Raw genomic sequence first — 16,973 nt, 5'->3', positions numbered from 1 at the left:
CAGTGCCCCATGTCCTCCTGGTGCTTCGTCGCCTTGCTCCTCGCAATGACGGCGATTCAATCAGGCCGGAAGCTCTGCTAAGGCCGCCGCTCAGCCCACCGCGTTGTTCTCGACCCTGACCCCGGACGCCCGGGCGTCGGGGGCCTTGGTCAGGTCGCCCGTGACCGGCTTGCCGTACTCTGTCCCGACGACGGCGCCTTTGGCGGCGTCGGCGATGATGTTGTTGGCGATCACAGCGTTGCGCTCCTTGGGCACCAGCGACACCGAGATGCCGATGCCGGTCTTGCGCACCATGTTGCCCGTGGCGACGAGGTTGCGCATGCCCCAGGACCAGCCGAGCGAGATACCGATGTCGCTGGTGTTCTCCACGACGTTGCCTGTGACGGCGGCCTCCGCCTCGACATGCAGGCCCATGCCGCCGACCAGTTCCTTGCCCTTCGGCGCCAGCCCCTTCTGGGCGCCGCGTACGATGTTGTTGGCGACGACTGCGAGGCGACCGCCATGGTCGAGATTGGTGACGTTGATGCCCGCGGCACAGTCTTCGACCAGGTTGCTGGCGATGATTGCGCCCTCGAAAGCGAACTCGGAGAAGATCGCGGTCTCCCCGCAGCGCCGCCCCTGATTGCCAGTGATCTGTACGCCGGAACCCGAATTGTTGCGGATGAAGGTCAGCGCGCAGTCGCGCAGCGTGTTGCCGTCGATGATGACGCCGCCGGCCTTGAAGAGGCTGATGCCGTTTCCGTTGGGGCCGTCCCCGCCGTCATCCGAGCGGACCCGGTTGATGCGGTTGCCACGGATGATCGATTGGTCGTCGCCGGGCTGGCTGCGCCAGATCTGGATGCCGTTGTTGCCGCAATCCTCGATCTGGTTCTGCTCGATGGAGAGCCCGCGCGAATCGAAGGAGAACAGGGCGGAATCGCGCATGCCGCGAAAGCGGTTGGTTGCGACACGCCCTGCCGTCCGCTGCAGCGTCAGCCCGACCGATCCGGCATTCGCGAACTCGCAATCCCTGACGTCGAAATCGAGAACCTCCTCGGCGACGATGAGCCCGCTGCGCTGCGCGATACGAATGTCGAGCCCGTCCAGTAGCAGGCCAGACAGAGAGGCGCGCTTGATCCGCCTTGCCACCAGCAACGGCCCGGCCTCGGCCGCGACCAGCTGCGTCGCGCCGGGAACGCCGATCAACCGCGTCCCCTCGGGCAGCACCACCTGCGAGAGACGGTAGCGGCCGGGCGCAAGGACGAGCGGAGCGTCGCGCTTGGCGGCTTCCATCAGCGCATTCTGCAGCCGGCGCGACTGGTCCTCCGCCGAGCCCGGGCGCAGCCCGAACTGCGCGGCCTCGATCCCGAACTGGCCGAGCGGCATCGGCATCGCTGGCGCGACACGCGGGCCAACCTGCCCCAGCGCGCGGGGCGCATAAGCGGAAAACGTGCCGAAACAGGCCGCTGCCAGCAGGAAACGCCGGGAAAACTGCATCGAAGCCTCCGTGAATGCGAGAGGCTTCAAGTCGCGTGCCGCAGCCTTTGCGTCATTCTGGCATGGTTCAGGCGGCCGCTGCGGGCGAGGTCCGTCCCGAATGTGGCGAGTGCCTGTGCCAGGCGGACCCGATCCGGGCGGAACGCCTCGACATGGTGGCGCGGCCGGACGCCGGCTTCGGGCCGCAGCCACGGGACATGGATGAAGATCACCGGGATGCCCGAACCCTTGGTCGCGGCCAGCGCGGTGGCATAGCTGGCGTCGCAAAGGTAGCGACCAGCCGAGGGCGAGAACCGCGAGCGAAGGCCGTGCCGCGTCAAGGCAGAGAGCGCGGCGTACGGATTGGCGGTGGTCAAGGCAGGGCGCGCAGGCGCCTGCATCGGGCCGGTTGCGGGCGCCTTTCCCGAGACATCTGGATGTAGCAGGCTGGCGCGGCCCCTCGCCAGAAGCTCGACACGGATGAAGCGCGCACGCGCCGCGAGCCCCAGCATCAGGACGGCCTTGGGGTGCCGCTTGGCAAGCTCGGCCCGTAGCGTCGGCAGTCCGCCAGCATAGCTCGTCTCCAGAATCAGCGCCTGCGCATCGAGCCCGGACGCGGCGAGCCTCCTGGCGACGGCCTTGGCCAGTGTCGTCGTCGGGTTGACCCGCACATGCGGGAAGGGGCCGAAGCCGGTGACGAGGATGTCCATCAGTCAGCCCTCACAGCCCCAGCGCTTGCGCGATTTCGTCGGCCGCGACGGTTGCAGCCGTTTCGCCCGCGGCAACGGCGGCCTCGAGCGCAGGCGTGCGGGCTTTCAGCGCAGGGTCATGCCGCAGCTTCGCCTGCAAACGGTCCTGCACCATGGCCCACATCCACTTGACGTCCTGCCGACGGCGCTTCTCGGCGACCAGTCCCTTGGCCTCGTGCCGGGCGCGATGATCGCCGATCGTCTCCCAAAGCGTGCCGAGCCCATCGCCCGTCAGCCCGGAGATGGTGACGACGGGTGTCGACCAGAGCGGGGAGGCGGGCGCGAGGATATGCAGCGCCGATCTGTACTGGGCCGCCGCGCGCTGCGCCGCGATCGCGCCCTCGCCATCCGCCTTGTTGACCGCGATCATGTCGGCGAGCTCGATGATGCCCTTCTTGATGCCCTGCAACTCATCGCCGGCATTGGGCAGCATCAGCACGAGGAAGAAATCCGTGAGGTCGGCCACTGCCGTCTCGGACTGCCCGACGCCGACCGTCTCGACCAGGATCACGTCGAAGCCCGCAGCCTCGCAGAGCAGCATGGTCTCGCGCGTCTTTGCCGCGACACCGCCCAGTGTGCCGGAGGAGGGCGAGGGGCGGATATAGGCATTCGGATCGACCGCGAGCCGGGCCATGCGGGTCTTGTCGCCGAGGATCGAACCGCCGGTGCGGGTGGAGGAGGGGTCGACCGCCAGCACCGCGACCTTATGGCCGAGGCTCGTGAGGTAGCTCCCCAGCGCGTCGATCGTGGTCGACTTCCCGACGCCCGGCACGCCGGTGATGCCGACGCGGATCGCGCCTCCGGTTTTCGGCAGCAGGAGCTGGATCAGTTCCTTCGCCTGCTCGCGGTGGTCGGCTCGACGGGATTCGACCAGCGTGATCGCGCGTGCAAGCGCTGCCCGCTCGCCGGCGAGGATCGCGTTGCCCAGGGCGGAAGCGGAGAAAACGGCCATGATGCCACCTAGCAAGGCTTGGGGGCGCGGGACAAGCGCGTCGATCCCAAGGTCACTGTGGCGTGGTTGCACTTGCTCCTGCTCGGGTTCGATGAGAGCAATCCACGATGGTCTTTCCGGCATCGTGGCTTCGTCTGGTTTTCGCTGTTGTCTTGGCTCCGGTGGTGCTGTCGGCCTGCGCCGGCCAGCCGCGTAACCTGGCCGTGACCGCCGAGGCCAGGCCCGGCGATACGGCCGGAACCGTGCGCATTTTCGTCGCCTCCACACGCGCCGCAGCCGACGAACCCCAATATTTCAACGGCGAGCGCGCGATGAAACTGGCTTTCGCCAGGCTCGACATCTCCGTCCCGCGCAGCCACAAACCCGGCGAACTCGAGCTCCCCGACCCCAGCGCCAAGACCGATCCGGCGAAGCATTTCGCGGTGGCGGAGGTCGACCGTCTCGACCTGCCGCCGATCGTCGCCGAGGTGAAGCGCGAGATCCAGCGCCGCCCGGTTGCGGAGCGGGACGTGCTGGTCTTCGTGCATGGCTACAACACGAATTTCGCCGATGCGGCCTTTCGCTTCGCCCAGATCGTCCATGATTCCGGCTTCAAGGGCGTGCCGGTGCTGTTCACCTGGCCCTCGCGCGGCGAGCTCCTGCAATACCCTTATGACCGCGAGAGCGCGTTCTATTCGCGCGACTTCCTGGAAATGAACCTGCGCGCAATCGGCCGGGATCTCGGCACCACGCGCATCGACATCCTCGCCCATTCGATGGGGACGTTGCTGACGCTCGAGGCCGTGCGGCAGGCCGCGATCCGCGGCGATGGCAGCTTCGGCGGCAAGCTGCGCAACATCATCCTGGCGGCGCCCGATGTCGATCTCGACGTCTTCAAGACGCAGATGCGGCAGATCAAGCGGCCGGTCACGGTGTTCGTCTCCGCCGACGACAGGGCGCTGGCGTTCTCGCGGCGCTTTGCCGGAGACAAGACGCGGCTGGGCTCGGTGTCGGCGCAGGATACCGAGATCGTCGCCGATCTCGCCAAGCTCGGCGCGCAGATCATCGACATTTCGGCCGTCGAAACCAGCGATCAGCTCAACCACGCCAAATTCGCGGCGTCGGCGAAGGTCGTATCGCTGATCGGCCAGCGGCTGCAGGCCGACCGTGGCATCGGCTTCGCCGGGCCGGGACTCGGCGACAGCTTCGGCGATATCGCCGGCGGCGTCGTTGGGGTGGTGGGGTCGACGCTCAACCTCGTGGTCACGGCGCCGGCCGCAATCACGCGCCGGTAGGACCTTCGCCGCAATCTGGCCGCGTTAGGCTGGCCTTAAGGGCGTGCTGGCCAACTCGGCCGGTTCTCGAATCCCGGATGGTCGACCCAATGCCTGTTTCGCGGCACGATACCCTTTGCCGTCGCGCGGTGCTGATGGCGCTGCTCTCGACGACGCTCGCTGCCTGCGCGCAGACCGAAGCAGCGATCTCGCCCTTTTCGGAGCCGACCCGCGCGGATGCATCCGGGATCGGCAAGGCGCCGACTTTGCTCGTCGCGACCACACGGCGACCGACACAGGACGGCGCTCCGCCCTATTTCAACTCGGACCGCGGCTCGGGCCTCATCTTTGCCGAGGCGAGGCTGGCGCCTCCCGGGCGTGGCATCGCCGGGCAGGTCAGCTCGGTCGTCAGCGGTGACTGGGCGGTGATGGGGGTGGACAAGCGCAGTTCCTCCGATGCCGCCGGCAAGTTCGCGCAGGCCGCGACCGGCAGCGACGTGCTGATCTATGTCCACGGATACAACGAGACCTTCGAATCCGCCGCGACCAATGCGGGGCAGCTCTCGCACGCGCTCGCTTTCGAAGGCCGCACCGGCATCTTTACCTGGCCTTCAGGTGGGAAGCTGCTCGACTATGCCTATGATCGCGAAAGCGCGCTCTGGTCGCGCGATGCCTTCGCGCAGGTGTTGAAGGCTTTGTCTGCCAATCCCACGGTCGGCCGAATCCATATCGTCGCACATTCGATGGGCAGCTTCCTCACGCTGGAAACCCTGCGCGAACTGCGCGACGCTCCCGACGTCGTCGCGCGGCTGGGAGCGATCGTCTTCGCCTCGCCCGACGTCGATATCGATGCCTTCGAGCAGGCGGTCACGCGGCTGGGAACGCTTGCACCGCGCATGACGCTGATCATCGATCCCGGCGACCGTGCTCTGGCGATCTCCTCGAAGCTTGCCGGCGGCGTCGCCCGCGCCGGCTCGGCCGATCGCGCCAGGCTGGAATCGCTCGGCGTGCGCGTTGCCGATACCTCGGGGCGCGGCTGGAGCCTGCTGCGGCACAGCCTGTTCCTGTCGAACAGCGGCGTCACGCAGGTGGTCAAGCGCGCGCTGGAGCGCGCCGGCGCCTGACGCATTCTCGACCCGGGAGGCTTGCCGCCCGGCCATGCGCGGGCGCAGGATCGGCAGGGTTCTCCTGCTGATTTGCGAGGCGACGATGACGGTGGGTGCCTGGGTTGCCCTCTCCTTGCTGTGCTGCCTCCCGGCATCGCTGGCCGTGGCGCATGACGCGACCCCGTTCCAGGAGGCCGGGCGCGGTCATGTCGTCTACGAGGACGCCGGCGGGGCCGGCTTCGAGCCGATCAATATCGAGACCTATGTGCCGGCTGCCTGCGCGGCAAAACCCTGTCCGCTGGTCATTTCCATCCATGGGCTGAACCGGAACGCCGAATCCGCCCGCGACAACTGGGTTGCGGCGGCTGATCGCTACGGGCTGCTCGTCGCCGCCCCGCATTTCGACAAGGACCGCTTTCCGACGCGGCTCTTCCAGCAGGGCGGCGTCCGCGACCAGCCCGATCGCTCGCGTTGGGTGTATGGCGTGATCGAGCGCTTCTTCGACAAGGCGCTCCAGAGTGGACGGGTCGCTGGCTCGGACTATGTCCTGTTTGGCCATTCGGCCGGAGGGCAATTCGTGCATCGCATGGTCATGCTGATGCCGCAGGCCCGTTACTCGACCGCGATCAGCGCCAATGCCGGCTATTATACGCTGCCGGCCGGGAAGGATGGCGCCGACGGGGTCAGCTATCCTTATTCGCTCGACGGGACGCCCGCGACCGATGCCGACCTGAAGGTCGCCTTCGGCAGGCCGCTTCTGGTCATGCTGGGAGACATGGACACCGATCCCGACCATCCGCAGCTCAACACGTCCCGGCGTGCGGAAGCGCAAGGGGCGACCCGTTTGGCGCGCGGCCAGAACTTCATGAGGGTGGCTGATGCCCAGGCGAGGCGGCTCGGGGTCGAGACCCGCTGGCGCGAGATCATCGTGCCCGGCGCGGCGCACGAGCAGCGCAAGATGGCCCGCGCCGCTGCCGAGGTCCTGTTCGGCGCGAAATGACGGTTCACAGCGGCGGCAGGGCGTTCCGCTTCTTGATCGTCGCCAGGGCGAAGTTCGATTCCACCGACTGGATGCATTTCAGCCGGGTCACCTTCTGCTTGAGGAAGCGCTCATAGCCCTCGATGCCGTCGGTGAGCACACGCAGGTGATAATCCTGGCTCCCCGTCATCAGGTAGCATTCGGCGACCTCGTTCCAGCTTTCGACCGCCTTCTCGAATTCGGCGATGTTCTCCTGCGTCTGCTGCGACAGCCGTACCGAGACGAATACGCTGAAGGGCAGGCCATACGCCTTGGGATCGACGATTGCGGCATAGCTGCGGATCACACCGGTCTCCTCGAGCCGCTTCAGCCGGCGCAGGCAGGGGGTCGGCGACAGCCCGACCCTTTCGGAGAGTTCCTGATTGGTGATCCGGCCATCCTCCTGAAGGACGGCCAGCATGCGGCGATCGACGGCGTCGAGCATAGTCTGCTCTCTCCTGCTGGCATCGTGGCATAAAGCTGCAGATCGGAGCTTTAAGGCAGGCGGGATCGGTCATGCAATGGCGCAGCGAAAGGCGTAGCCTGTAATCGCGCCGGCGCTCGCCGCGCAGGGACTGCGCGAGGGGAAGAACCGATGAGCAAAGACAGCTATCACAAGGACCGCATCGCCAATCGGAAGCTCCATCCGGAGACCTTGATGATGGGCTTCGGCTATTCGCCGGCGATGTCGGAGGGTTCGCTCAAGCCGCCGGTCTTCCTGACCTCGACCTTCGTTTTCGAGAATGCGCAGCAGGGCAAGGATTTCTTCGACCTGACCTCTGGCCGCCGCCAGCCCAAGCCCGGCGAGAAGTCGGGCCTAGTCTATTCCCGCTTCAACCACCCCAATATGGAAATCCTCGAGGATCGCCTCGCGATCTGGGACGAGGCTGAGAAATGCGCCGTCTTCGCCAGCGGCATGGCCGCGATCGCGACGACCTGCTTCGCCTTCCTGCGTCCCGGCGACACGATCCTGCATTCGCGCCCGCTCTATGGCGGCACCGAGACACTGCTCAAGAACCAGATGGGCGCCTTCGGCGTGATGCCCTTCGGCTTCACCGACGGGCTCGATATCGACCAGATGCGGGACGTCGCCAAGGCAGCGGCCGCCAAGGGCCGGGTCGCGATGATCCTGGTCGAGTCGCCGGCCAATCCGACCAACGGCCTCGTTGATCTCGCCGCCTGCAAGCAGATCGCCGACGAACTCGAGCAGAGCCAGGGGCACCGTCCGCCCGTCGTCGTCGACAACACCATGCTCGGTCCGAAATACCAGAAGCCGCTGCTGCAGGGCGCCGATCTCTCTCTGCTTTCGCTGACGAAATATGTCGGCGGCCACAGCGATCTCGTCGGCGGCTCAATCAGCGGCTCCGAGGCGCTGGTGCGCCAGGTCAAGAGCTGGCGTGGCTCGCTCGGCACGCAGGCCGACCCGAATTCCTGCTGGATGCTGATGCGCTCGCTCGAGACCCTCGACATCCGCATGAGCCGCGCCAACGAGAACGCCAAGCTCGTCGCCGAGTATCTCTCAAGCCATCCCAAGATCGCCAAGGTGCATTATCTCGGCGACCTCAAGGACGGCGACCCCCGCAAGGCCGTGTTCGACCGACAGTGCACGGCAGCAGGCTCCACCTTCGCCTTCGATGTCGTCGGCGGTGAAAAGGAAGCCTTTGCGCTGCTCGATAACCTGCAGATCATGAAGTTGGCGGTCAGCCTCGGCGGTACCGAGACCCTGGTCTCGCACCCCGCCGCGATGACGCATTCGGGTGTCGCCCGCGAATTGCGTGAGGAGATCGGCCTGACCGACGCCCTGATCCGCATCTCGGTCGGCATCGAGAATGTCGAAGATCTGATCTCGGATCTCGCCCAGGCGCTGGAAGCGGTCTGAGGGTAAAGCCTGCCCGTTATTGCGAGGAGCACAGCGACGAAGCAATCCAGGAAGGGCCGCGCTGGCCCGGCTGGATTGCTTCGCTGCGCTCGCAATGACGGAGAGCAACTACAGAAACCCGACCCGCCCCCAGCCCGGCAATTTCAGCGCGGGGCTCCTGAGGTCGACGCCGGCGACGAGCCCGAGCAGGTTGATCTCGACGCCTTCGACCCAGCCGAGCGTGACGCCTGCCAGCCCGTAGACAGAGGCCTGGATGCCGGTGCGGCTGGGCGTCAGCCCCGCAAACAGCCCGCTCTCGCGAAAATCCTTGCCGATCGCCGTCGGGGGCAGGGCCTGCGCCAGCTCGGGCACCTCGGCCAGCACATGCTGCACAAAGCTGTTCGAGTTCGGCCCCGGCCAGGCGGAGTAGGTTCCCGGCGTGACATAGGCATAGCTCTTCACGGCCTCGCGGATACGCGGGATCAGGCGCTCTGCTGCCTCGCCACGGATCTCGGCCACCGGCTCGGGAACGTTCCCGTACCAACGGCCGTCTGCCTCGCGATGGTTCAGCCGGACCGGCGTGCCCCAGCCGACGACGTCGAAGCGGGTATAGGCGCTGGCGCCCTTCTCCTTCACCACGATCCAGGAATGATGCGCGAACGCGCCGCGCCAGCGCCCTACGCGGGCGGCGAAGACGTGCACGGTCGCCTCGGGCTCGGTGGCGGCGGCGGGCAGCAGCTTTGCACTCGACCAGTCGGCGCGCTGCCAGTCCTGCGCCAGCGGTTGCCAGTACCACCAGGCGGCATGGCTTGCGACGGGAAGCAGGAAAAGCACGGCAAAGACGAGCAGGAACAGGCGGAGGGGATGCATGCTCGACGATATGTGCCGGGCTCGTTGCATCGCAAGATCGAAGCTGCGTCAGACTGCACGCCTGCCGTTCACGAAAAGGTGGTTGAGGCTTGCCGGCAAGCTGGTAGCGTGCCGCATTCGACGCAAGATCGATTGAAAGGATTGGGGAATTGAGTCGTTCGGCATGGGGGCTGAGGGGGCTGGTCGGAGCGTTCGCGCTGGGACTCGCCGTGATGACGGGGGCGCCGTCGCAGGCGCAGGACAAGCAGCTGCGGATCTTCAACTGGTCCGACTATGTCGACCCCGAGGTGCTGGATGCCTTCAAGAAGGAAACCGGGATCACGGTGGTCTACGACACCTTCGACCAGATGGAGACGGTCGAGACCAAACTGCTGGCTGGCAAGACCGGCTATGACCTCATCGTGGTGACGGCATCGTTCCTGCCGCGCCATATCCCGCTCGGCCTGTATGCGCCGATCGATCGCGCCAAGGTGCCGAACCTCAGGAACGTCTGGCCGGAGATCCAGGGCCGTCTGGCGAAATACGACCCCGGCAACACATTCGCCGTGAACTACATGTGGGGCACGACCGGGATCGGCTACAACGTCGCCAAGATCAAGGAGCGGCTCGGCCCCGATGCGGTCATCGATTCCTGGCGCATCCTGTTCGAGCCCGACCAGCTCAAGAAGCTGTCGAACTGCGGCGTGCATGTCCTGGACGCCGTCGAGGAGATGTTCCCCGCTGCCCTGCGTTATCTCGGCCTCAATCCCGATTCGAAAGCCGAGGCAGACCTCAACAAGGCCGGCGAGCTGCTGCGCAAGATCCGCCCGCACATCCAGAAATTCCACTCGTCGGAATACATCAACGCGCTCGCCAATGGCGATATCTGCCTGGCTGTCGGCTACTCCGGCGACATCCTCCAGGCCAGGAAACGCGCCGAGGAAGCCAAAAACAGGGTCGAGATCGCTTATTCCATCCCGAAGGAAGGCGCGCTGATGTGGTTCGATTCCTTTGTCATTCCGAAGGACGCCGGCAATCCAGAAGCTGCGCTGAAGTTCATAGACTTCGTCAACCGTCCCGAAATGGCCGCCAGGAACTCCGACTTCATCCAGTACGCAAACGGCAACCTTGCCTCGAAGCCGTTGCTCTCGGCGGCGGTCCGCGACAATCCGGGCATCTATCCGCCCGATGCGGTGATGGCGCGGCTGTACACGATCACGCCCTATGACCAGAAGGCGCAGCGGCTGGTGAACCGGCTCTGGACACGGGTCAAGACCGGCAAGTGAGCACCACCGGACCCGTGGCCACGCCAGCGCTCACCGGCGTGTCGCCGCGAAAGCCATCGCCCGGCAGCGTACGGCGGGCCTTCCAGCCCTGGAACGACCCGGCGGCCAGACCGCTCGTCGAATTCCGGAGCGTGACCAAGCGCTTCGGCACGATGACGGCAGTCGCGGAGCTTTCGCTGTCGCTCTACCCGCGCGAGTTCTTCGCGCTGCTCGGCCCCTCCGGCTGCGGCAAGACCACGCTGATGCGGATGCTGGCGGGGTTCGAACAGCCGGATGCCGGCCGCATCCTGCTGGATGGCGTCGACATCACGGAAGTGCCGCCGCATCTGCGGCCGGTCAACATGATGTTCCAGTCCTATGCGCTGTTCCCGCATCTCAACGTCGCCGACAATATCGGCTACGGCCTGCGGCGCGAGGGCCTGCCGCGCGCCGAGATCGCGCGTCGCGTCGAGGACATGCTCGCGCTTGTGAAGCTCGATGGCCTCGGCAAGCGCCGGCCCGACCAGCTCTCGGGCGGGCAGCGTCAGCGCGTGGCACTCGCCCGCTCGCTGGCAAAGCGGCCAAAGCTTCTCCTGCTGGACGAGCCGATGGCCGCGCTCGACCGCAAACTGCGGGAAGCGACGCAGTTCGAACTAATGGATTTGCAGAGCGAGCTCGGCCTGACCTTCATGGTCGTCACCCATGACCAGGACGAGGCGATGACCATGGCAGACCGGATGGCGGTGATGGATCACGGCAGGCTCGTCCAGATCGCGCCGCCGGACGTGATCTACGAGGCGCCGATCAACCGCTACGTCGCCGAGTTCGTCGGCGACATCAACGTGTTCAATGGACGCGTCGCAGGCGCGGAGGGCGAGGTCTACCGCATTGAGACCCCGCACGCGGGCACAATTTCGCTCGATGAGCAGCAAGGCCGGCTCGTTCTTGGCCAGCAACTCCTTGTCGGTCTGCGGCCCGAGAAGATCGACATCAGCCATGATGAGCCCGCGGACGTCGCGAACAAGGTGCGCGGCGAGATCTGGGATATCGGCTATCTCGGCGATTTCACCATGATCCAGGTCATGGTCGGCGGCGAGCACGGCCAGTTGCTCAAGGTCGCGCTGGCAAACCGCAGCCGGCGCAGCGCTCAACCTTTTGCCTGGGAGGACAGGGTCTGGCTGTCCTGGGACATCGAGGCGGGGCTGGTGCTGGAGCCATGAGCGCTCCGCCTGCCCGGCGTCTCGGCCGCCTCGTCGTGGCTTTGCCCTATCTCTGGCTGCTCGGCTTCTTCCTGGTGCCTTTCGCCATCGTGCTGCGCATGGCGCTGTCGGATGCGGCCACCGCCCTGCCGCCCTATGCCCCGCATTTCGAGGGGCTATCGATGCTTGGCGAATTCCTGTCTCAGCTCGATCTCGAGAATTTCCGCCTGCTCGGCGAGGATGCGCTCTACTGGCAGAGCTATCTTTATTCCCTGCGCATCGCGGCGCTGACGACCCTGATCGCGCTCGCGATCGGCTATCCGCTGGCATACGCGATGGCTTCTGCGTCCAGGCGCTGGCAAGCCGTCCTCGTGGTGATGGTGATCCTTCCCTTCTGGACGTCCTTCCTAATCCGCGTCTACGCCTGGATCGGGATCTTGCGTCCAGATGGCCTGCTCGACGCAGCCTTGCGCGCGCTCGGCTTCGAAGTTGAGGCGCTGCGCCTGCTCAACACCGAAACGGCCGTCCTGATCGGCATGGTCTATTCGTATCTGCCCTTCATGGTGCTTCCGCTTTTCACGACGCTGCAAAAACTCGACCGCAGCCTGCTGGAAGCGGCTGCCGATCTCGGTGCAACGCCGATCAAGGCTTTCCTCACCGTGACGTTGCCCCTGTCGCTGCCGGGCATTCTGGCCGGCAGCGCGCTCGTCTTCATCCCGGCGGTCGGCGAGTTCGTGATCCCGGACCTGCTCGGCGGCCCCGATACCACCATGATCGGCAAGGTGCTTTGGACCGAGTTCTTCTCTAACCGCGACTGGCCGTTGGCCTCTGCGGTGGCGATCGCGCTGCTCTTGCTGCTCGTCTTGCCGCTCGTCCTGCTCCAGCGGGCCAGGCTTTCGCGGGGAGGGGCGGCATGAAGCGCCTCGGCCCTGGCCTGATCCTGGCGCTCATCGCCGGCTTCGCCTTCCTCTATTTGCCGATCCTGGCGCTGATCGCCTACTCCTTCAACTCCTCGCGGCTGGTTACGGTCTGGGGCGGATTTTCCACGCATTGGTATGGCGCGCTGCTTCACAACCAGCCGCTGCTCGATGCCGCGTGGCTGAGCATCCGGCTCGGTCTTGTCTCCGCGACGGCTGCAACAGCGCTCGGCACGCTCGCCGCACTGGCTCTGACGCGTCACGGCCGCTTCTTCGGGCGTACGCTGTTCTCAGGGATGGTGCTGGCGCCGCTGGTGATGCCCGAGGTGGTGACGGGGCTGTCGCTGCTGCTGCTGTTCGTCTCGGCCGATGTCGAGCGCGGCTTCTGGACGGTGACGATCGCCCACGCGACCTTCGGAATGGGCTTTGCCTGCATCGTCGTGCAGGCGCGCCTCGCGGGCTTCGACCGCTCGCTGGAAGAGGCCGCGCGCGACTTGGGAGCGACCCCGCTCGTCACCTTCGCGACCGTGACATTCCCGCTGATCTGGCCGGCCGTGGCCGCGGCCTGGATGCTCGCGTTTACGCTGTCGCTGGACGACCTCGTGATCGCGAGTTTTACGACGGGGCCCGGCGCCACAACCCTGCCGATGCGGCTCTATTCGGCCGTGAAGCTCGGCGTCTCCCCAGAGATCAACGCCGCCTGCACGATCATGATCGGGGCTGTGGCGGTCGTGGTCATCGTGGCGTCGCTGCTGCTGAAGCGCGACCAGGCTGCGGCGTGAGACTACCGCTCAGACCTCCCCGTCATTGCGAGCGCAGCGAAGCCATCCAGGAGCCGTAGAGCGCTGCCGCCTCTGGATTGCTTCGTCGCTGCGCTCCTCTCAATGACCGTGGTGCGCAACTCCGCCCAGCTAAACGGCGGCTGAACGGCGCCCTCAAGGGCCGTTCAGCTGCACTCTGCGAATGTCCGGGTCAGGCAAGGGGATGTCCCCCGCCATCAGACAGGACAGGAACCATGTTCCGCAGATTTGCCGGGATCAGCCTCGCCACCTTCGTGATCGGCGCGACCGCATTGACCGCGGCCAGCCTCGCGACAACGCAATCGGCACAGGCCTTCGGAGACCGCTACGAGGGTGGCTACGAGCGGCCGGCTCCCCGGTGGCGTCCGCCGCCGCCGGCCGTGCATGGCTATTGGGGCCATCAGCGCTGGCGCCGCTACAATGACGGCTTTGGTTGGCGCCCGCCGCCGCCACCGCCGCCGCGCTACGGCTACGGTTGGCGGTAATTGCCGCGCACTGCCGACCTGTGACCGTGGAAGGGGACGTGCCTTGCCAGGCGCGTCCCCTTTTTCATTCCGCTGCGGTTCGCTGGGCATACCCCAGCCGCGCGTTCAGTTCTTCGAGGAGCTTTTCCGCTGCATCGGCGATCACCGTTCCCGGCGGGAAGATCGCGCTGGCGCCCGCTTGCATCAGCGCATCGAAATCCTGCGGCGGGATCACGCCGCCGACCACGATCATGATGTCGGGCCGGCCGGCCTGGGCCAGCGCCGCCTTGAGCTCCGGCACCAGCGTCAGATGGCCCGCCGCCAGCGAGGACACGCCGATGATGTGCACGTCGTTCTCGACGGCCTGCCGGGTTGCCTCCTCGGGTGTGGCGAAGAGCGGTCCGATGTCGACGTCGAAGCCGAGATCGGCGAAGGCGGACGCGATGACCTTCTGGCCCCTGTCATGGCCGTCCTGGCCCATCTTGGCGACGAGGATGCGCGGCCGGCGGCCATCGGCTTCCTCGAATGCCTCGGTCATCCCCTGCACTCGCATGACGGCTGGGTTCATCGTGCCGACCTCCCGCTTGTAGACGCCGGAGATCGACTTGATCTCGGCCCGATGGCGCCCAAATACCTGCTCCATCGCCATCGAGATTTCGCCGACGGTGGCCTTTGCGCGGGCGGCCTTGACCGCGAGGTCGAGCAGGTTGGCGTCGCCGCGTGCGCCATCGGTCAGCGCAGTGAGTGCCGCCTGGACATCGGCCTCGTTGCGCTCGGCCTTGAGCCTGCGCAGCTTCTCGAGCTGCTGGCTGCGCACGGAGGCGTTGTCGACCTTGAGGACGTCGATGGAGGCTTCGTTCTCCGGCTTGAACATGTTGACGCCGATGATGCCCTGCTGGCCGCCATCGATGCGGGCCTGCGTCTTGGCCGCGGCCTCCTCGATGCGCAGCTTGGGAATGCCGGCTTCGATCGCCTTTGCCATGCCGCCCAGCGCTTCGACCTCCTGGATATGGCCCCAGGCCTTGGCGGCGAGCTCGGCAGTGAGCCGCTCGACATAATAGGAGCCGCCCCAGGGGTCGATGACGCGCGTCGTGCCGCTCTCCTGCTGCAGCACGATCTGCGTGTTGCGGGCGATGCGTGCGGAGAAATCGGTCGGTAGCGCCAGGGCTTCGTCGAGCGCGTTGGTGTGCAGCGACTGGGTATGGCCTTGGGTGGCTGCCATCGCCTCGATCATGGTGCGCGGCACGTTGTTAAACACGTCCTGCGCCGTCAGTGACCAGCCCGAGGTCTGGCAATGCGTCCGCAGCGGCAGCGACTTCTCGTTGGTCGCGCCAAAGTCCTTGACGAGCTTGGCCCAGATCAGGCGTGCCGCCCGGAGCTTGGCGACCTCCATGAAGAAGTTCATGCCGATCGCCCAGAAGAACGACAGGCGTGGCGCGAAGACATCGACGCCCAAACCCGCCCGCTGGCCCGCCCGGATATATTCGACGCCGTCCGCCAGCGTGTAGGCGAGCTCAAGGTCCTGCGTCGCTCCCGCCTCCTGCATGTGGTAGCCGGAGATCGAGATCGAGTTGAATTTCGGCATGTTCTGCGACGTGTAGGAAAAGATGTCGCCGATGATCCGCATCGAAGGCGTGGGCGGATAGATATAGGTGTTGCGGACCATGAACTCCTTGAGGATGTCGTTCTGGATGGTCCCCGAGAGCTTTGCCGCCGGCACGCCCTGTTCTTCCGCCGCCACGATATAGAGCGCCAGCACGGGCAGGACCGCGCCGTTCATCGTCATCGAGACGCTCATCTGCTCGAGCGGGATGCCGGAGAACAGCGTGCGCATGTCGTAGATCGAGTCGATCGCGACGCCCGCCATGCCGACATCGCCGCCGACGCGCGGGTGGTCGGAATCGTAGCCGCGATGAGTCGCCAGATCGAAGGCAACCGAGAGGCCCTTCTGTCCCGCCGCCAGGTTGCGGCGATAGAAGGCGTTGGAATCCTCAGCCGTCGAGAAGCCCGCATATTGCCGGATCGTCCAGGGCTGGTTGACGTACATGGTGGGGTAGGGACCGCGCAGATAAGGCGCGATGCCAGGCAGGGTGTCGACGAAGGGCAGGCCCGCGCGATCGGCCGCCGTGTAGAGCGGCTTGACGGGAATGCCCTCGGGCGTCAGCCAGTCCTCGCCTCCCGGCAATGCGGCTGGACCTGCCGGCTTGCCGTCGGCGAAGGCGAGCTGAGAAAAGTCCGGGATCGCGGTCATGGCTGTCCCCCGTCGGTTGGATCCCACCAATGGTGGAAATGATGCACCGGCCCGTGGCCGTGGCCAACCTGAACCTGATCGGCCGCCGCGATGGCCGCTGTGATGTAGGTCTTGGCGTGGCCAACGGCCTCGGGGAGGTCGAGGCCCTTCGCCAGTCCCGACGCGATCGCCGAGGACAGGGTACAGCCGGTGCCGTGTGTGTTGCGCGTCTCGTAGCGCGGCGCACTGAAGCGCTGTCGGGCGCCGCCGGCGAGCAGCAGCAGGTCGCTGCTGACGTCGCCGCGGCCATGCCCGCCCTTGATCAGTACGTTGGCTGCGCCGAGCGCCATGAGTTTCTCGGCCTGCGCGTCGACGGCAGCCTCGGTCTGCGCCTCGCTTGTTCCCAGCAGCGCCGCGGCTTCTGGAATATTCGGCGTGATCAGCGTCGCCAGCGGGAAGAGGTGGCGGCGGATCGCATCGACGGCATCGGATTCGAGGAGGCGCGCGCCCGACGCGGCGATCATCACCGGGTCCAGCACGATGGTGCGGGCGTTGTGACGCTTCAGCCCGGCCGCCACCGTCTCGATCAGTTCGGCTGTCGCCAGCATGCCGATCTTCACCGCGGCGACGTCGAGATCCTCGAACACGGCATCAATCTGCTGGGTAACGAAGGCGGCGGGCACGGCGTGGATGCCGCTGACGCCCCTCGTGTTCTGCGCGGTCAGCGCGACGATGACGCTCACGCCATAGACCTGATGCGCCGCGAAAGTCTTGAGGTCGGCCTGGATACCGGCGCCGCCGCTCGAATCCGAGCCGGCGATCGTCAAGGCGATGGCTGTCACGTCGTCAAATCTCCGT

Annotated in this window: 16 protein-coding genes; 9 read left to right on the top strand and 7 right to left on the bottom strand. The window is 66.2% G+C overall.

All coding sequences use genetic code 11. The features are described 5' to 3' along the window. Window positions 1-90: 90 nt before the first annotated feature. The 3 genes from AC1D2L_RS04225 to meaB are packed head-to-tail and all read right to left on the bottom strand — an operon-like array spanning window position 91 to window position 3,156. Entirely contained in the window at window positions 91-1,476 is a 1,386-nt protein-coding gene (locus tag AC1D2L_RS04225) for a TIGR03808 family TAT-translocated repetitive protein (RefSeq protein ID WP_476844551.1), read from the bottom strand. A gap of 26 nt (window positions 1,477-1,502) precedes the next feature. Beyond that, window positions 1,503-2,165, bottom strand: coding sequence for a pyroglutamyl-peptidase I (locus tag AC1D2L_RS04220; RefSeq protein ID WP_476844550.1), 663 nt, complete (start codon window positions 2,163-2,165; stop codon window positions 1,503-1,505). A 10-nt stretch (window positions 2,166-2,175) separates the two neighbouring features. After that, the gene (gene meaB / locus AC1D2L_RS04215) at window positions 2,176-3,156 is read right to left on the bottom strand and encodes a methylmalonyl Co-A mutase-associated GTPase MeaB (protein ID WP_476844549.1); all 981 of its coding nucleotides are present in this window, start codon (window positions 3,154-3,156) and stop codon (window positions 2,176-2,178) included. Between the two features lie 107 nt (window positions 3,157-3,263). On the opposite strand from meaB, the gene AC1D2L_RS04210 reads away from it, so the two are divergent. The 3 genes from AC1D2L_RS04210 (at window position 3,264) to AC1D2L_RS04200 (ending at window position 6,515) form a co-directional block, all read left to right on the top strand. After that, window positions 3,264-4,430 carry an alpha/beta hydrolase gene (locus AC1D2L_RS04210; RefSeq protein WP_476844548.1) on the top strand — a complete coding sequence of 389 codons (1,167 nt, stop codon included), beginning with the start codon at window positions 3,264-3,266 and terminating at the stop codon, window positions 4,428-4,430. Window positions 4,431-4,519: 89 nt separating this feature from the next. After that, window positions 4,520-5,533: an alpha/beta hydrolase gene (locus tag AC1D2L_RS04205; RefSeq protein WP_476844547.1), complete on the top strand. Its 1,014-nt coding sequence runs from the start codon at window positions 4,520-4,522 to the stop codon at window positions 5,531-5,533. Between the two features lie 85 nt (window positions 5,534-5,618). Then, a complete protein-coding gene (locus tag AC1D2L_RS04200; protein ID WP_476844546.1) occupies window positions 5,619-6,515 on the top strand; it encodes a hypothetical protein in 897 nt (298 codons plus the stop codon). Between the two features lie 4 nt (window positions 6,516-6,519). On the opposite strand, the gene AC1D2L_RS04195 is transcribed toward AC1D2L_RS04200, so the two are convergent. Continuing rightward, window positions 6,520-6,978, bottom strand: a complete 459-nt coding sequence (locus AC1D2L_RS04195; protein ID WP_476844545.1) for an Lrp/AsnC family transcriptional regulator — start codon at window positions 6,976-6,978, stop codon at window positions 6,520-6,522. A gap of 150 nt (window positions 6,979-7,128) precedes the next feature. Between AC1D2L_RS04195 and AC1D2L_RS04190 the strand changes: the two genes are divergently transcribed. Further along, window positions 7,129-8,412 carry a cystathionine gamma-synthase family protein gene (locus AC1D2L_RS04190; RefSeq protein WP_476844544.1) on the top strand — a complete coding sequence of 428 codons (1,284 nt, stop codon included), beginning with the start codon at window positions 7,129-7,131 and terminating at the stop codon, window positions 8,410-8,412. 108 nt (window positions 8,413-8,520) lie between these two features. Here the strand turns inward: AC1D2L_RS04190 and AC1D2L_RS04185 are convergent, their stop codons facing one another. After that, window positions 8,521-9,261 carry a DUF3750 domain-containing protein gene (locus tag AC1D2L_RS04185; RefSeq protein WP_476844543.1) on the bottom strand — a complete coding sequence of 247 codons (741 nt, stop codon included), beginning with the start codon at window positions 9,259-9,261 and terminating at the stop codon, window positions 8,521-8,523. A gap of 212 nt (window positions 9,262-9,473) precedes the next feature. On the opposite strand from AC1D2L_RS04185, the gene AC1D2L_RS04180 reads away from it, so the two are divergent. The 5 genes from AC1D2L_RS04180 to AC1D2L_RS04160 all read left to right on the top strand — a co-directional run bounded on the left by AC1D2L_RS04180 (window position 9,474) and on the right by AC1D2L_RS04160 (window position 13,906). Further along, window positions 9,474-10,526: a polyamine ABC transporter substrate-binding protein gene (locus tag AC1D2L_RS04180; RefSeq protein ID WP_476844672.1), complete on the top strand. Its 1,053-nt coding sequence runs from the start codon at window positions 9,474-9,476 to the stop codon at window positions 10,524-10,526. A gap of 38 nt (window positions 10,527-10,564) precedes the next feature. Beyond that, window positions 10,565-11,725, top strand: coding sequence for an ABC transporter ATP-binding protein (locus AC1D2L_RS04175; RefSeq protein ID WP_476844671.1), 1,161 nt, complete (start codon window positions 10,565-10,567; stop codon window positions 11,723-11,725). Then, window positions 11,722-12,621: an ABC transporter permease gene (locus AC1D2L_RS04170; RefSeq protein ID WP_476844542.1), complete on the top strand. Its 900-nt coding sequence runs from the start codon at window positions 11,722-11,724 to the stop codon at window positions 12,619-12,621. The genes AC1D2L_RS04175 and AC1D2L_RS04170 overlap by 4 nt, the downstream gene beginning before the upstream one ends. Then, on the top strand, window positions 12,618-13,403 hold the full coding sequence (locus AC1D2L_RS04165; protein WP_476844541.1) for an ABC transporter permease: 786 nt from the start codon (window positions 12,618-12,620) through the stop codon (window positions 13,401-13,403). The genes AC1D2L_RS04170 and AC1D2L_RS04165 overlap by 4 nt, the downstream gene beginning before the upstream one ends. Before the next feature lie 233 nt (window positions 13,404-13,636). Then, window positions 13,637-13,906 (top strand): hypothetical protein, encoded by a 270-nt coding sequence (locus AC1D2L_RS04160; RefSeq protein WP_476844540.1) that lies wholly within the window; start codon window positions 13,637-13,639, stop codon window positions 13,904-13,906. A gap of 64 nt (window positions 13,907-13,970) precedes the next feature. Here AC1D2L_RS04160 and scpA read toward each other — a convergent pair whose 3' ends face one another. Both scpA and thiD read right to left on the bottom strand, forming a co-directional pair. Beyond that, a complete protein-coding gene (gene scpA / locus AC1D2L_RS04155; protein ID WP_476844539.1) occupies window positions 13,971-16,136 on the bottom strand; it encodes a methylmalonyl-CoA mutase in 2,166 nt (721 codons plus the stop codon). Next, window positions 16,133-16,957 (bottom strand): bifunctional hydroxymethylpyrimidine kinase/phosphomethylpyrimidine kinase, encoded by an 825-nt coding sequence (gene thiD, locus AC1D2L_RS04150; RefSeq protein ID WP_476844538.1) that lies wholly within the window; start codon window positions 16,955-16,957, stop codon window positions 16,133-16,135. The genes scpA and thiD overlap by 4 nt, the downstream gene beginning before the upstream one ends. Window positions 16,958-16,973 lie beyond the last annotated feature (16 nt).

Source organism: Allobosea sp. P1_B10, assembly GCF_056406735.1.
The sequence above is the reverse complement of the archived record's forward strand: the minus strand, read 5'-3'. Positions and strand labels throughout refer to the sequence as shown.